Origin of the sequence: Bacillus sp. FSL P2-0099, from assembly GCF_038007445.1 — a bacterium.
In the GTDB taxonomy this organism is placed as follows: Bacteria; Bacillota; Bacilli; order Bacillales; family Bacillaceae_G; genus Bacillus_A; species Bacillus_A mycoides.
In genome coordinates, this window is sequence record NZ_JBBOXE010000001.1 from 961,473 (window position 1) to 976,627 (window position 15,155).

Consider the following 15,155-nt stretch of genomic DNA (forward strand, 5'->3'; position numbering starts at 1 on the left):
TTATTACAAGTATGATTGGATGCCAATATTATCAGGATTATGTAATTTCAAATACAATAACAGATATCTAAATAACTAGATATGATATGTTAAAAAATTTTCTCCTTTCTATGTTTCTTGCTTTTATAAGTAGTGCAATTTTATAAAAAAATAATTGGATACCTGTAAAAAAGCAGAATGTGTGAAAGCTAATAATCAATCAATTGATATGTAGATTGATTATTAGCTTTCATTTTATAATTCGTTTTGAACGTATTCAGAAAACTCTCGTATTGTTTTTTCATTTCGGCGATAGTAGGTCCATTTTCCAATTCGGTCAGAGTCTAGTAAGCCTGCCTTTTTCATTGTTAATAAATAACTAGAAATAACCGATTGGGCTAAGCCAGTTTTAAGCTGGATATCTCCTACACACACTCCAACTTGAAAGTTAAGGCCTTGCTCTAGATAAGGTTTTTCATCGAAATAGTTTTCTGGATTTTTCAACCATGATAAAATTTGACATCTTGTTTCATTTGACAATGCTTTATAAATTAATAAAGGTTCCATAAGGATATTATATCTACTTTTATAGATTTGTAAATGGGTTTTGGTGATTTTAAGGGGAGAAGGTATACGGGATCCTCTTAAATAGGAATGAGGTGCTCTTGATCTGTACCTTTTGTAAAGGACATTCTAAAAAAAGTTAGGCAACCTAAAAAAGATGATTTCGGTATGCAAACAGGAGTCATCTTCTTTAAATTCTATTGATAGCAAGAGTGATTATAGTACGTCATATATTTCTTAATTTCATGTTTTAACTGAACAAACGATTCACATGATTTTATATATGCTTCATCGGTTAAAGTACTACGAGGATTACGTGCAAAAATGATAATATTGTTAGGTTTAAGCATGTTGTTGCCTAGCTATCAATGGCGGATTCCTAAGAAGAGTAATAATAAAACCCAACTGAAGATTTAAGAAAAATTTTATGTTTACCCCATTTTTTATTTTAAAAGTTTTTCCTATCCTATAAATGAGTTACATCAAGAAGGATACTAAAAACGATAAAGTCATAGATGAAAATGTAAAGTTAGGGGATTCTGCATGGATACAGAAGTTTTGATGAGTTATTTGTATACTTATTTCTTTACTATTATTTTTTGTATTGTGTTTCAAATTGGGTTTTATTTTAAAGCGAAAAGAAATATATCTATTCTGCATTTTCTATGGGTATATGTTTTTCTATTCTACCTTTCGCTAGTATATGGGGTGACGCAAATCGCGACTGTATGGGATATAAGTAGATATGAAACGTGGATTCGTGTCAGTCAAATTAATTTGACTCTATTTGATACGGCAGGTAGTACTACGTATCTTTTGAACATTGTACTGTTTATGCCGTTCGGTTTTTTATTACCGACTATTTGGCCACAGTTTAGAAAAATGAAAAACACCGTATGTGCGGGATTCTTTTTTTCATTGGCAATTGAGTTAAATCAATTACTAAATAATAGAATTACAGATATTGATGATTTATTTACGAATACCCTCGGGGCAATTGTTGGGTATATAATATATAGAGTTTTATTTAAAATGATATGTAAAAGAGAGGAAAAAAAGCTTGATACCAACTCTTCTTTAGTCATAAAATACGAGGCTATTTTTTGTTTAGTGTGTTCATTTGTAGGTGCGATGTTAATTTATTATCCTGGAGACCTGTAAGCTTCCAATAAGATTACGATCTATTCTAGTTCTCCACGCTTAAACACGGTAAAATATGAATAATTCATTGCATTTTCTAACTTAATAGATATAGTTTATGTATTACATGATAGGTAGATGTAAATATGTTACATGTTCAATTATCTCAATACTTACTAAAAGAGTCTCAAACAGCTCTTCATACAGATGGAAAACGAGTGTATATGTTAAAAGATGAAGGGTTATCACCTTATCCTATCTATTTAAATCACCGTATTATGATGGGTGTGGGAACGAATTGGAATCAGCATAAAGGATTTGAAGAAATCATTAAAGGATTTATAGGCTTAATTAACAAATTTCCTATGTATATGGTATTTGAAACTTATTTGCGCGGTGACTTTATGGAAGGATTTTTAGAAGAGAATAAATTCCCGTTTGAGCTGATTTTTAATAATAAGAAAAGAGATACGAACTTTTTTAAAGTGTGCATTACCGATAGTGATGATATAGCTACACTTATGAAGTATTTCTTTCAATCAGCACAAGATTCTCTCTATACGTTATTAAGCTATTCAGCAGACTGTAAGACGATTAGTAATCATACTGGTGAGATTGAAATAAAAGCGGACAGTTTCTATCCAAGCTTTTCATTTATGTATGATGCGCAAGAATTATTTGTTATTGGTGGGGAAGAAAAGTGGTCACATATCCATTATATAAAAAGATTTTTTCATCTTGAGCAGATTACAGATGAGCTAACTATTGATGTAAGGAAATGAATTTAATGATGATGTGTGTTTTAATTATATAAGTTTTGGATCTAAGGAATTAAAGTTAGTTGAGCAACTTTGTGTAGGGGAAGGATTATTTGTATGTCACACTAAAGACCGAAAGTGATAAGGTGCGGTATGAATAACTAATTTGGATGACTTGAATGTATAAACTTAAAAATTTTCCTTTATGGAGAGTTTTTTATTACAAAGAAAAGACACCATATAAGAGTGTCTTTTCCGATAGTTTGTTTAGCAGAAGCAAGAAGCTCCAACTATGATTAATAAAATAAACAATACTACTAATAAAGCAAAGCCGCCAGAAAATCCACAGCCGCCACAACTACCACCAAATCCCATAATAGTTCCTCCTTTAATAAGAGGGGAAAACAAGGGGTCACTCATGTATTTTAACGGATTCAATTTACTTTATGTTTTTTACGCAATAATTGAGCAGGTCCTTTTGAAAATAAAAAAAAGACACATTAAGGTGCCTTTCTCCGACTGGATAACCGCATTTCGAAACTGGCGGATAACTTGCAAATAGTATGTATGCTTCGATTTATTTACAGATACCTAAGGTTTATACATTCTTCATATAAGTCAGTACTTTTGATTACTAAACGTTCAATCATCATAAGGTTTAGTTTATTGTTACCAACCACTCGCTCTAACATCCGCCTTCAACCACTTCACCCAATCCGAATCTTCTATTTTAAGCAAACTGAGCGAAACACCTTTCATATCTAAAGAAGTGAGAAGGGTACCAACCTTTACGAACTTCACATGTAAGCCTTCCAGCTCACATAAACGGCGAATATCGTTTGCGAAAATGTATTGTTCCATTAATGGTGTCGCACCGAGTCCGTTAATGAGGATGGCGAAGTTGTCACCTTTTCTCCAGCGATAAATGCTTTTTAGTTTGTTCATAAGTTCAATCGCTAATATTTCAGAAGAGGATAGTGCTTCTTTGCGGTAACCTTTTTCGCCATGAATACCAACGCCGTAAAAGACTTCATCGTCGTTTAATGTGAATGAAGCTTTTCCTTGTACTGGATCGTTTGCAGGTGAAAGGGCGACTCCTAATGTGTGTAAGTTTTGGATGACAGATTGGCCAAGTGCTGTTAGTTCTTCTAAAGAATGACCGCTCTCAGCGGCCGCACCTAATATTTTTTGAACGAAAACGGTGCCAGCTACGCCGCGTCTTCTTTTATTAAAAGAAGCGTCATCTTCAATTGAAACGTCGTCATTTACGATGATGTGGTCAATTTGTCTTCCTTCTTCTTTGGCGATTTGTTCTGCAGCTAAAAAGTTTTCTACGTCATCTTTAAAGTTTTTAATAATGAATAAAATACTTTTATCTTGTGGCATTAAGCGAGTTGCCGCCACAATTTGTTCGACTGTAGGGGGAGTGAAGATACTGCCGTTTACTGCCGCCGTAAGCATTCCGTTTCCTACATAGCCAATATCAGCTGGTTCGTGTCCGCTACCACCGCCGCTTATAATGACAACGGTTTGTTCCATTTCTGCGATATCTTTTACATAAATGATGTTATTTGTTTCGTCGTAATTTACTTTGTCGTTATGTTCAAAATAAAAGCCATGCAGCATATCTTGAACAATATTTTGTACATCATTCATAATCTTTTTCATTGCTTTTTCCACCCTTTAATTACTTTGCTGATTGCTCCAGTAATAGTAGTAATTGATTGTTTATCATATTTTTCATGAGAGAAGACATAATGGACGGATCTACTTCACATTTACTTTCAATCCAATCTTTTATCGTCCCAACGAAGCCGTGACTATAAAAAGAGGCAATCGTATTTTTTGTCTCATCAGAAAGGCTGAATCCACAGCTCATCGATAGTTCATCAATAATCTTCATATATAAGTTTTTCGTATGCTCAAATAAATAGTGATTAAACGAGTTTTGTTCAATGACTTTAAAAGCATTTCGGTAAAATTTTTGATTTTCATAAAAGTAATCAAATAATAAATCGAAAATGTTTTCCCATGTTTCATAATCAAGAAAGTCTATAATATTTTCTTTCGTTTCTTCTTTATAAATCCAGCTTAATAGTTCGAATTTATCTTTAAAATGATAATAAAAAGTTTGCCTACGCATTTGACAGTGTAACATAATATCGCTCACTGATATTTTATGAAACGATTCTGTTTCCATTAAATGTTTCAATGAGTTCGCGATTATCTTTTTAGAAATTATAGAAGAGGTCATCTGAATCATCCCTAGAATGTTAGTAATATAAAAATCCTATCTATAAATGAGAGCGGTGTCTTTAGACAGATTGTCCTTTTTGTCCGTTTACTATAAAACGCTTTCATTTTAACATGAGTAGTAAGAAGAAGATTTCAAATATATCACAATATATTAAAGGAATTGAGGGAGAATCACAATGAAAAAGATTATAAACAAACCAGAAACATTAGTAATGGAAATGTGCAACGGAATGGTTATGGCTCATCCAGAGCTTGAGTTTTTGAAAAAATATAAAGTTATTAAGAAGAAAGAAATGAATGAAAATAAAGTAACGTTAATTAGTGGCGGCGGTAGTGGTCATGAGCCAGCGCATGCAGGTCTAGTCGGAAAAGGAATGTTAGATGCGGCAGTGTGCGGAGATGTGTTTGCTTCGCCTTCACAAATTCAGGTATATCAAGCAATTAAAGAGACAGCAAGTAAAAAAGGTACGTTATTAATTATTAAAAATTATAGCGGCGATATTATGAACTTCAAAAACGGAGCTCATTTAGCGACGGAAGATGGAATTGAAGTCGACTACGTAAAAGTGGACGATGATATTGCGGTAGAAGATAGCCTATATACAGTAGGACGCCGCGGCGTTGCGGGCGTTATTCTCGTTCATAAAATTGCCGGCGCAGCAGCGGAAGCAGGTATGGATTTAGGAGCGGTGAAAGCTGTCGCAGAAAAAGCAGCGGCTAACGTGCGTACAATCGGTTTAGCGTTAACTTCTTGTACAGTTCCAGCGAGCGGATCACCTACTTTCACACTTGCGGAAGATGAAATGGAATACGGCGTTGGTATTCACGGTGAACCAGGAATTAAGCGTGAAAAAACGATGTCAGCTGATGAATTAGCTAACCGTATGACAAATGATGTAATAAAAGATTTAGGAGTAAAAGATGGCGAGGAAATCGCACTTCTAGTTAACGGTTTTGGCGGAACACCACTACAAGAACTTTACTTATTTAACAACGCAGTGACGCGAGAATTAGCTGCTAGAAACATTAAAATTAATAGAGTATTTGTCGGAAACTATATGACAAGTATCGATATGGCTGGTATGTCTTTAACAGTGATGAAATTAGATGATGAGCTAAAAACATTATTATCGAAAGAGTGTAATACACCAGCGTTCAAAGTAGATGGACCAGTTGAAAGTGTAGAGTACGTGAATGTGCTTGAAGACGTAGAAGAGAAGGAAGTTTCATTTGAACTAGAAACAGCAGAAGAGCATGCTGTTATTAAAAATAATGTCATTACATTAAATAACATGATTTATCTCGTTGATAAAATGAGTGACATTATTATTAAAAATGAAGTACCGTTCTGTGAGTTAGATACACATGCAGGTGACGGAGACTTCGGAATGAGTGTTGCAAAAGGATTTAAGCAATTAAAGCGTGAGTGGCATTCTATTTTAGGACAAGAGAATGTAACGATAGGATCATTCCTTGACGGTTGTTCAATGATTATTATGGAACATTGCGGCGGCGCTTCTGGTCCAATTTGGGGCGGAGCATTCCGTGCAGCTAGTAAAGCAGCAGGCGAAAAACGTGAGTTAACAGCCAAAGAGTTCGCTGAAATATTGCAAGCGGCACTTCAAGGCATACAATCTATCGGTGAAAGATCGTTCGGTAGAGGAGCGGTAGTTGGTGATAAAACACTTGTTGATGCACTTGCTCCATGTGTAGACTCTTGGTTAAATAGCGCTTCAAACGAATCAGACATGAAAACTGCCTTCGAAAAAGGAGCAGAAGCAGCGGTTAAAGGAGCAGAGTATACGAAAGAAATCGTAGCTCGTATGGGCCGCGCTGGTACAGTTGGTGAAAGAAGCTTAGGCTATCCAGATGCAGGTGCACATGCACTTGGGGTTATCTTTACGGAGATTGCGGGTAGTTTGAAATAGGAATTAGAAGATCCCCTCTACCTTGTGGTGGAGGGGATTTTTAATTATAACCATCATTCTTCCAGTGAAAAAATTTATTTGTTAGCCAATCTAGAAGCTGCTTCTTCAACTTCTTTATATGCATTTTGTAATACTTCATTTGGATCTAGTACTGCTGTTCCTTGTGCACGAACGATTTGATAATCTTCAATACCTAGGAAATTAAACATTGCTTTTAAATATTTATGAGAGTATTCCACTTCTGTATACCAATCATCATTTGTATAGATTCCTCCACTTGCTTGTATAACAAGCATTCTTCTTCCATCTTTAAGTAATCCCACTGATCCAGTTTCAGTATATTTAAATGTTTCACGTGCAATCATGATATTGTCCATGTAATCTTTTAACTTTGATGGAATATTAAAGTTGTGCAGAGGTAATACGATAACATACGTATTTGCACTTTTAAATTGTTGTAAAATTTCGGACATACGCTCTGTTACTTTTTGTTCTTCATCAGTTAACTTCTGTCCATTTCCTTGCTTTTCCCATGCGCTTAAAACAGTTTTATCTATCATTGGTACTACATCATCGTATAAATTAATCTGTTCAATCGTTTCATTATTAGGAATTAATTCTTTATAAGATACTAAAAAGTGGTTAAGAACCTTAATGCTGACTGATGATGTATCATCTACTTTCGGATGTGCGTTTATGATAAGTGTTTTGTTCATTTGTATTTCCCCTTTTTAAAAGTTTTTACGTCTTAATTATCGACTAAATTAATCGTCGATTAGTTCGGTCTTTAATATAAACTCTGAAATTATTTTTGTCAAATGAAATACATACTATTCTAAAAGAGCCTTTTTTTATTTGACTAAAATTCTAAATGGTCCTAAGATACAATTTGATAACCCTTAAAATAAAAAGCAGGTGATTTGTATATGCAATATAGTGTTGGGGTTGAATATGCCTTGCATTGCCTAGTTTATTTAATTAATACTCCTTCCAAGGAAAGTGTTGGAATAAAAGATTTGGCAGAGTTTCAAGGACTTTCTGAAACATTTCTTTCAAAAGTTTTCGGTAAATTATCTAAAGCTGACATTGTGAATTCTGTCCCAGGTGTAAAGGGAGGATATAGGTTAGCTAAGTCTCCAGAAGATATCTCTTTTTGGGATGTAATAGAAGCTGTCGAAGGTCCAAAACCTATTTTTCAATGTAAAAATATTGTGCAGAATGGCCTACTATATCGAGACGAGGCTTGTAATTCTTGTGAACCTAGCAATTCTTCTTGTACAATTAACTTAGTAATGCTTGAAGCAGAAGAACACATGCGTGAGTTTCTCCGTAAAAAGACTCTTGCATGGTTAGATAAAGAACTTGACATTGTTTTACCTGAAAAAATAAGGGTAGATACTCGTGAATACTTCAAACAAAAAAACTCTAACTAAATCGCCATGACGAATTAGTTAGAGTTTTTTTGTTTTTTAACATTAATTCCATCATGTGAGTACTTCATCATAAATTCCTTCTTTAAATATCACATTTAATTAACTCATAAAGTTTCAAATTGATTAACATTAAAATTCTAAAAAATACAATTTTATTTTCGTAAAAAGTAAATGAATTTATGTTTTCAGATATTTTAAACGTAGTGAAAATCGCCTTTGAAAAAGGAGCAGAGTATACGAAAGAAATTGTAGCTCGCATGGGCCGCGCTGGTACAGTTGGTGAAAGAAGCTTAGGCTATCCAGATGCAGGTGCGCATGCGCGCATGCGCTTGGGGTTATCTTTACGGAGATTGCGGGTAGTTTGAAATAGGAATTAGAAGATCCCCTCTGCCTTAAGGCGGAGGGACTTTTATATATTCTTCATTTGTATCTATATCAAATTTTTCATTGCTTTTTGCTTATTTGAGACTTAGTTTTTTTGTGATTGCAGCTTATCGATTTTCCAGTGTGCTTCTAGAGATTCTAAAGAGCTTTCAATATAAAACATATATTCATCTGCGGTACTTGTTACTTCAAAAGCTATTTTCAATTCTACTGTTTCATTTGGTTTAACTTGTATATCAGAAGGGTTTTGATCAAGCACCTTTCCTTCATAGGCCTTTCCGTCTTTTTCATCTTTTAAGTTATATTTTAATTCTGATAGTCCAATCGTTTGACCTCGTACATTTTTTACAGAGACATTAACAACGACGGAATCGTTGTTAGCATTTAAATATGCACTTTGAACGGTGGCCAAGTAATAGCCTCCTTTAACACTCTCACCAACTAATAAAATACCTTGTTCTAAGCGGCTCATATCTTCTTTTTCTTCAAAATTTATTAATTCTTCATTTTCATTTTTTGCGGTTGGTTCTTCTATTGGACCATTTTCAACGGCACTATCTTTTTTATCTTGTGTACAAGCAGCCGTAACACTGACTAATACTAGAATTAAAGTAAGTAATATGAATAATTTCCTCATAAAATTTATCTGTCTCCTTAAGTTTCTCAATTTTGTGCAACTATACATATTATAAAGAGATTCTATTAAGATTAACATAATGTCTCATTATTGGCTCAAAATAGGGGGTCCTTTAGACACCTTATTCTTGTTTTTTATTAATATGATTGGTGTATTTACTCTAGTTGTAGCGAAATCGTCCGTTGTTATCACTCCTACTGTAAATATGTAATTAGTATTATTTTATTCTTTAAATATCTCCGGTTTTTCAACTCTAAATGATTGCACCTCACCGCACTCTAAACAAAATGTGGTTAATAGTTTGGAACGTTTCCCTCCTGAAAAGAATCTACTAGATTCATCCTCACAAACATATGCATGATAAGCAGATCCAACCCTTCCTTCTTTAAATGTAGTAGAACCACAATTCTCGCATCGTTTATTTTTCATGTTACTAACACCTCATTTGATTGATATTTATTTTTCTGTGTTTTTAAGATAGAAGTAAAGCAACTTGGTTATAAATGATGTTTTCGACATGATACAACATAGCCCTTTATATATCCGCAAGTAAAACAACATAATACCCTATAAATCTCTATAACAATATGATGTTTCATATATCATTTAATGTTTATCGGAAAAATAAGTATTAAAGTATTGAGTTTTATTATTCTGATGATTATAATAAATAAAAAACAAACAATTCTTATGTTGAGAAGTGGAGGGACGGGCCCTATGAAACTTCGGCAACCTCGTTTTAGACGAAAGGTGCCAAATCCTGCAGGTGAAAAAAACACCTGAAAGATAAGAGCAGTTCACTTAGTCAAGAAGGCTACTCTTATTTCGATAAGAGTAGCTTTTTTTATCCCGCATTAACGGGCAGTAAGACCCCCACCTCAAAATTCAGCGGAAGCAAAGAAGTTAGGTGGGGGATCAACTGCCCGTAAAAGCCCGATTGGTTCAACTAATAATCAGTGGGGGATGAACAAAATCCCCACTGATTAAAGTTTCACTTTATGGCTAAAAGATAAAGGGGGAATAGGTAGTGGAGTATGGTTTTTGGTTACCGATTTTTGGGGGATGGCTTCGAAATGTAGATGATGAATCTATGCCACCTACGTTTGAGTATGCAAAACAAACAGCGCAAGCGGCAGAACAATTAGGTTTTTCAACAACGCTTATTGCGGAATTAAACTTAAATGATATAAAAGGTGTTTCAGCACCAAGTTTGGAAGCATGGACAACTGCGGCAGCACTTGCTGCGGTAACAGATCGATTAGAGATTATGACAGCTGTAAGACCTGGTTTTCACAATCCAGCAGTTACAGCGAAAATGGTAGCGAATATTGATCAATTAAGTAATGGCCGTTTTACATTGAATGTAGTTTCAGCATGGTGGGAAGAAGAAGCGAGACAGTACGGCGGGGTATTTACGGCACATGATGAACGATATGATCGCACAGAGGAATTTGTAACAGTTTTGAAAGAGCTTTGGAAAGAAGAAGAGTTTTCTTATAAAGGGAACTTTTATGAGCTTCATCATACACATTTAAGTCCAAAACCTGTGCAGAAACAAGGCATTAAGATCTATGCAGGTGGTGAGAGTGAGCGAGGAAAAGAAGTAATTGTAAATCACGCGGATGCATATGTAATGCATGGCGGAACAGTGGAAGAAGTATTTGTGAAAATAGAAGATATGAAGAATCGTAGAAAGAAAGTCACAGAGGAGCCATTGCAGTCATTCGGGCTTGCGGCTTACGTCATTTGTCGTGATACAGAAGAAGAGGCGTTAGAAGAATGGAGACGCATAACGGATGTGAAAGACGATGCTTTAGGTTACGCGGGTTATCAAGACTTTATTAGTAAATCGCATTTGGAACAGCAAGTGAAGCTAAATGATTATTCCGTATCTAATCGCGGGTTACGTCCTAATTTAATCGGAACACCAGAACAAATTGCAGAAAGGATACTTGCTTTTGAAAAAGTGGGTGTTACGTTATTACTTTTACAATTTTCGCCACAGCTTGAAGAGATGAAACGATTTTCTGAAAAAGTGATGCCATTAGTTGAAGCAAAAAGAAAGGAATTGATTACAAATGAGTAAAATTTACATATTACATGAGAATAAGGAATGGACGGATCATTTGGTGAAAAGATTGGAAGAACTGGAGTTACCTTATGAGGAGTGGTTTTTAGATGAAGGAACTGTTTCGTTAGAACAAGAACCTCCCCAAGGTGTTTTTTATAGCCGTATGAGTGCCTCTTCACATACGAGAGGGCATCGATATGCACCTGAATTGACTGAAGGGGTTCTTGCTTGGCTAGAGGGATACGGACGAACAGTATTTAATGGGTCTCGTGCATTACGCCTTGAAGTAAGTAAATTGAATCAATATGCAGCATTAAGAAATTTTGGGATACAAGTGCCGAAAACAATTGGTGCTGTTGGCCGTGATAATATAGTAAAAGCAGCAAGGGAGTTAGGGGAAGTACCGTTCATTACAAAGCATAACCGTGCAGGTAAAGGCCTTGGTGTTCAACTTTTTCATTCTATTGATGCTTTAGAACAATATTTGGATGGTCCGACATTTCAAGAACCCATTGATGGAATTACTTTAATCCAGCAGTATATTGAAGCGCCAGAACCATATATTACACGTTGTGAGTTTGTAGGCGGTCAGTTTGTATATGCAGTTAAAGTAGATACATCAGAAGGATTTGAGCTTTGTCCAGCAGATGCGTGCTCTATTCACGATGCTTTTTACCCAGTAGGAGAAGAGAGTAAGAAAGAGTCGTCAACAAAATTTGAAATTATATCGGACTTCCAAGAGCCAATTATTGAACAATACAAAGAATTTTTGAAAGAAAATGAAGTTACCGTTGCTGGTATTGAATTTATTCGCAGTTCGGATGGAACAATTTATACGTATGATATTAATACAAACACAAACTATAATTCTGACGCAGAGTCTGTAGCTAATCAATTTGGTATGCTTGAGCTTGCTAAATTCCTTGGAATAGAATTAGAAAAACAAGTAGAGTCAGTTAGATAATGTTGATTAAAAAATAAGGTTCTGGTGCAAACCTTTGCTAAATTAATAGTATCAGTATGTCCAAGTTTAAGAGCGTACTTACAAGGTTTTTAGAGTTTTTGCACCAGCAAGAAAAGTATCAGTTTTTATGTTGTATTTTTTATCCTACGTATCCCACCCTGCACAAAAAAATATTTCTCAACATTTTATTTGTTGAAAAAGATTGAATATTCTCTATAAAGAGAATATTATGTTTCTATCGGCAAAAAAAACGATAATTCGCAGACACTGGGGAGGAAATGCATTGAAAAAGAATAAGAAGTTAAAACCATTATCAGTTTTAGCAACAGCAGCAGTACTAAGTAGTAGTTTTGCTTTTGGAAGTCATGCAGCGTATGCTGATTCGCCATCATCTCTACCAATAGATGAGCATTTAATACCGGAGGAGCGTTTGGCAGAAGCGCTAAAACAACGGGGCGTAATTGATCAATCTGCATCACAAGCTGAGACGTCAAAGGCTGTCGAAAAATATGTTGAGAAAAAGAAAGGGGAAAACCCTGGTAAAGAAATCTTGACAGGAGATAGTCTTACGCAAGAAGCTTCTGATTTTATGAAAAAAGTAAAAGATGCAAAAATGAAGGAAAATGAACAGGCGCAGCAGCCAACAGTAGGGCCAGTAGCTGGACAAGGTGCAGGATTGAATTCTAGTAAATTAAATGGAAAAGTACCTACTGCACCAGCGAAGCAAGAAGAGTACAACGGTACTGTTCGAAAAGATAAAGTACTTGTTTTACTTGTAGAATTTAGCGATTTTAAGCATAACAATATTGATCAAGAGCCAGGATACATGTATTCTAAGGACTTCAATCGTGAACATTATCAAAAAATGTTATTTGGTAATGAACCATTTACGTTATTTGATGGATCGAAGATTAACACATTTAAACAATATTATGAAGAACAATCTGGCGGGAGCTACACAGTTGATGGAACTGTAACGGAATGGCTTACTGTTCCAGGAAAAGCTTCAGATTATGGTGCGGATGCAGGTACTGGTCATGATAACAAAGGTCCTTTAGGGCCACGCGATCTTGTGAAAGAAGCATTAAAAGCAGCGGTAGCAAAAGGAATTAATTTAGCAGACTATGATCAATTTGATCAATACGATCAAAATGGTGATGGAAATAAAAACGAGCCAGATGGCATTATTGATCATTTAATGGTTGTACATGCTGGCGTTGGTCAAGAAGCTGGCGGCGGTAAATTGAAAGATGATGCGATTTGGTCTCATCGTTCAAAACTTGGATCAAAACCATATGCGATTGATGGCACAAAATCTTCTGTTTCGAATTGGGGCGGAAAGATGGCTGCATACGATTATACAATCGAGCCTGAAGATGGAGCAGTTGGTGTGTTTGCGCATGAGTATGGTCATGATTTAGGCTTACCAGATGAGTACGATACAAAGTATTCAGGACAAGGTGAACCTGTTGAGTCATGGTCTATTATGAGCGGCGGCAGCTGGGCTGGAAAAATTGCAGGAACAGAGCCAACAAGTTTCTCACCACAAAATAAAGAGTTTTTCCAAAAGAATATGAATGGCAACTGGGCGAATATCGTTGAGGTAGATTATGATAAACTTCGCACGGGAGTCGGTGTTGCAACATATTTAGATCAAAGTGTTACAAAATCAAAACGACCAGGAATCGTTCGTGTTAACTTGCCAGACAAAGATATTAAAAATATCGAGTCAGCATTTGGTAAGAAGTTTTATTACAGTACAAAAGGAAATGACATTCATACAACACTTGAGACACCAGTATTTGACTTAACAAATGCAAAGGATGCTAAGTTCGATTATAAGGCATTCTACGAACTTGAAGCGAAGTATGATTTCCTTGACGTATATGCGATTGCAGAAGATGGAACGAAGACACGTATTGATAGAATGGGCGAAAAAGATGTAAAAGGCGGCGTGGATACAACTGATGGTAAGTGGGTTGATAAATCATACGATTTAAGCCAATTTAAAGGGAAAAAAGTAAAACTGCAATTTGAGTATTTAACAGATATTGCAGTAGCTTATAAAGGATTTGCGTTAGATAATGCTGCATTAACTGTAGATGGAAAAGTTGTTTTCTCAGATGATGCAGAAGGCGGGCCAGCAATGACGTTAAAAGGATTTACTGTATCTAACGGATTGGAACAGAAAAAAAATAACTACTACGTAGAGTGGAGAAATTACGCTGGTTCTGACACGGCGTTAAAACATGCGCGTGGTCCAGTCTTTAATACAGGAATGGTTGTATGGTATGCGGATCAAAGCTTTACAGATAACTGGGTAGGTGTTCATCCAGGTGAAGGATTCTTAGGAGTAGTAGATTCTCATCCAGAGGCAATCGTAGGTACATTAAACGGACAACCGACTGTGAAGAGCAGTACGCGTTATCAAATTGCCGATGCGGCATTCTCATTTGATCAAGCGCCAGCATGGAGAGTAGACTCGCCAACTCGCGGTATCTTTGACTATAAAGGATTACCAGGAGTTGCAAAATTTGATGATTCTAAGCAGTACATCAACAGCGCTATTCCAGATGCAGGACGTAAGTTGCCGAAATTAGGATTGAAGTTTGAAGTAGTAGGTCAAGCTGAAGACAAATCTGCAGGTGCAGTTTGGATTCATCGATAGAATAAGGTGAAACTATGAGAGCTGTCCATAAGTTGGTGAAACTGACTTATGGACAGCTCTTTTCTTATTCTAGAAACGTGGCAGTTTAGTTTAGGAACCAGTTCATTGGAAAGGAAGATATAAAATTTATTTTCAATAAAAACGAGAAATGATATCTCTAGAGAATTTCCTTTTCCTTCCACATGCGAGGTATAAAACAAAGGGAGAAAGTCAGTAGCGGTCCTGTTATATTCTGCATAGCAGCGATTTATATGTCGAGAAATCAAAATAGATTTATGTAGCATGCCGCTTTAGTTTTAAAAGTAGAAATAAATCAACAAATTACAATGTAGCATGATTTAAATTAATTGAAATGCATGAGCAAAAATACATT

At 35.5% G+C, this 15,155-nt stretch carries 14 protein-coding genes, 2 pseudogenes and 1 riboswitch; of the genes and pseudogenes, 8 read left to right on the forward strand and 8 right to left on the reverse strand.

Annotated elements, in window-relative coordinates; genetic code table 11:
• Window positions 1-234 precede the first annotated feature (234 nt).
• Together MKY90_RS04870 and MKY90_RS04875 are read right to left on the reverse strand one after the other, a co-directional pair.
• Window positions 235-546, reverse strand: a complete 312-nt coding sequence (locus MKY90_RS04870) for an ArsR/SmtB family transcription factor (protein ID WP_000433545.1) — start codon at window positions 544-546, stop codon at window positions 235-237.
• Window positions 547-740: 194 nt separating this feature from the next.
• Window positions 741-842, reverse strand: a pseudogene (locus tag MKY90_RS04875) (TetR family transcriptional regulator); the annotation flags it as partial.
• Between the two features lie 244 nt (window positions 843-1,086).
• On the opposite strand from MKY90_RS04875, the gene MKY90_RS04880 reads away from it, so the two are divergent.
• Together MKY90_RS04880 and MKY90_RS04885 are read left to right on the forward strand one after the other, a co-directional pair.
• On the forward strand, window positions 1,087-1,704 hold the full coding sequence (locus MKY90_RS04880) for a VanZ family protein (protein ID WP_088265669.1): 618 nt from the start codon (window positions 1,087-1,089) through the stop codon (window positions 1,702-1,704).
• 125 nt (window positions 1,705-1,829) lie between these two features.
• The gene (locus MKY90_RS04885) at window positions 1,830-2,465 is read left to right on the forward strand and encodes a hypothetical protein (protein WP_098168911.1); all 636 of its coding nucleotides are present in this window, start codon (window positions 1,830-1,832) and stop codon (window positions 2,463-2,465) included.
• Between the two features lie 243 nt (window positions 2,466-2,708).
• Here the strand turns inward: MKY90_RS04885 and MKY90_RS04890 are convergent, their stop codons facing one another.
• The 3 genes from MKY90_RS04890 to dhaS form a co-directional block, all read right to left on the reverse strand.
• Window positions 2,709-2,816, reverse strand: a complete 108-nt coding sequence (locus MKY90_RS04890) for a YjcZ family sporulation protein (RefSeq protein WP_000505673.1) — start codon at window positions 2,814-2,816, stop codon at window positions 2,709-2,711.
• Window positions 2,817-3,110: 294 nt separating this feature from the next.
• Window positions 3,111-4,109: a DhaKLM operon coactivator DhaQ gene (gene dhaQ, locus MKY90_RS04895; protein WP_341090597.1), complete on the reverse strand. Its 999-nt coding sequence runs from the start codon at window positions 4,107-4,109 to the stop codon at window positions 3,111-3,113.
• 19 nt (window positions 4,110-4,128) lie between these two features.
• Window positions 4,129-4,695, reverse strand: a complete 567-nt coding sequence (gene dhaS / locus MKY90_RS04900; RefSeq protein WP_061689901.1) for a dihydroxyacetone kinase transcriptional activator DhaS — start codon at window positions 4,693-4,695, stop codon at window positions 4,129-4,131.
• A 178-nt stretch (window positions 4,696-4,873) separates the two neighbouring features.
• On the opposite strand from dhaS, the gene dhaK reads away from it, so the two are divergent.
• Window positions 4,874-6,625, forward strand: coding sequence for a dihydroxyacetone kinase subunit DhaK (dhaK, locus tag MKY90_RS04905; protein WP_341090599.1), 1,752 nt, complete (start codon window positions 4,874-4,876; stop codon window positions 6,623-6,625).
• Window positions 6,626-6,699: 74 nt separating this feature from the next.
• Here the strand turns inward: dhaK and MKY90_RS04910 are convergent, their stop codons facing one another.
• A complete protein-coding gene (locus MKY90_RS04910) occupies window positions 6,700-7,341 on the reverse strand; it encodes an FMN-dependent NADH-azoreductase (protein WP_016101676.1) in 642 nt (213 codons plus the stop codon).
• A gap of 210 nt (window positions 7,342-7,551) precedes the next feature.
• Here MKY90_RS04910 and MKY90_RS04915 point away from each other — a divergent pair, with 210 nt between their 5' ends.
• Both MKY90_RS04915 and MKY90_RS04920 read left to right on the forward strand, forming a co-directional pair.
• The gene (locus tag MKY90_RS04915; protein WP_016101675.1) at window positions 7,552-8,058 is read left to right on the forward strand and encodes an RrF2 family transcriptional regulator; all 507 of its coding nucleotides are present in this window, start codon (window positions 7,552-7,554) and stop codon (window positions 8,056-8,058) included.
• 179 nt (window positions 8,059-8,237) lie between these two features.
• Window positions 8,238-8,428, forward strand: a pseudogene (locus MKY90_RS04920) (DAK2 domain-containing protein).
• Between the two features lie 99 nt (window positions 8,429-8,527).
• Here the strand turns inward: MKY90_RS04920 and MKY90_RS04925 are convergent.
• Window positions 8,528-9,079, reverse strand: a complete 552-nt coding sequence (locus tag MKY90_RS04925) for a DUF4352 domain-containing protein (protein ID WP_098168917.1) — start codon at window positions 9,077-9,079, stop codon at window positions 8,528-8,530.
• A 222-nt stretch (window positions 9,080-9,301) separates the two neighbouring features.
• Window positions 9,302-9,508 (reverse strand): hypothetical protein, encoded by a 207-nt coding sequence (locus tag MKY90_RS04930; RefSeq protein ID WP_002035364.1) that lies wholly within the window; start codon window positions 9,506-9,508, stop codon window positions 9,302-9,304.
• A gap of 256 nt (window positions 9,509-9,764) precedes the next feature.
• A riboswitch (SAM riboswitch) is annotated at window positions 9,765-9,872 on the forward strand.
• Window positions 9,873-10,106: 234 nt separating this feature from the next.
• Between MKY90_RS04930 and MKY90_RS04935 the strand changes: the two genes are divergently transcribed.
• The 3 genes from MKY90_RS04935 (at window position 10,107) to MKY90_RS04945 (ending at window position 14,782) form a co-directional block, all read left to right on the forward strand.
• On the forward strand, window positions 10,107-11,165 hold the full coding sequence (locus MKY90_RS04935; RefSeq protein ID WP_341090603.1) for an LLM class flavin-dependent oxidoreductase: 1,059 nt from the start codon (window positions 10,107-10,109) through the stop codon (window positions 11,163-11,165).
• Window positions 11,158-12,114, forward strand: coding sequence for an ATP-grasp domain-containing protein (locus MKY90_RS04940; RefSeq protein WP_341090605.1), 957 nt, complete (start codon window positions 11,158-11,160; stop codon window positions 12,112-12,114). The genes MKY90_RS04935 and MKY90_RS04940 overlap by 8 nt, the downstream gene beginning before the upstream one ends.
• A 283-nt stretch (window positions 12,115-12,397) precedes the next feature.
• Window positions 12,398-14,782, forward strand: coding sequence for an immune inhibitor A domain-containing protein (locus MKY90_RS04945; protein WP_341090606.1), 2,385 nt, complete (start codon window positions 12,398-12,400; stop codon window positions 14,780-14,782).
• Window positions 14,783-15,155: the final 373 nt, after the last annotated feature.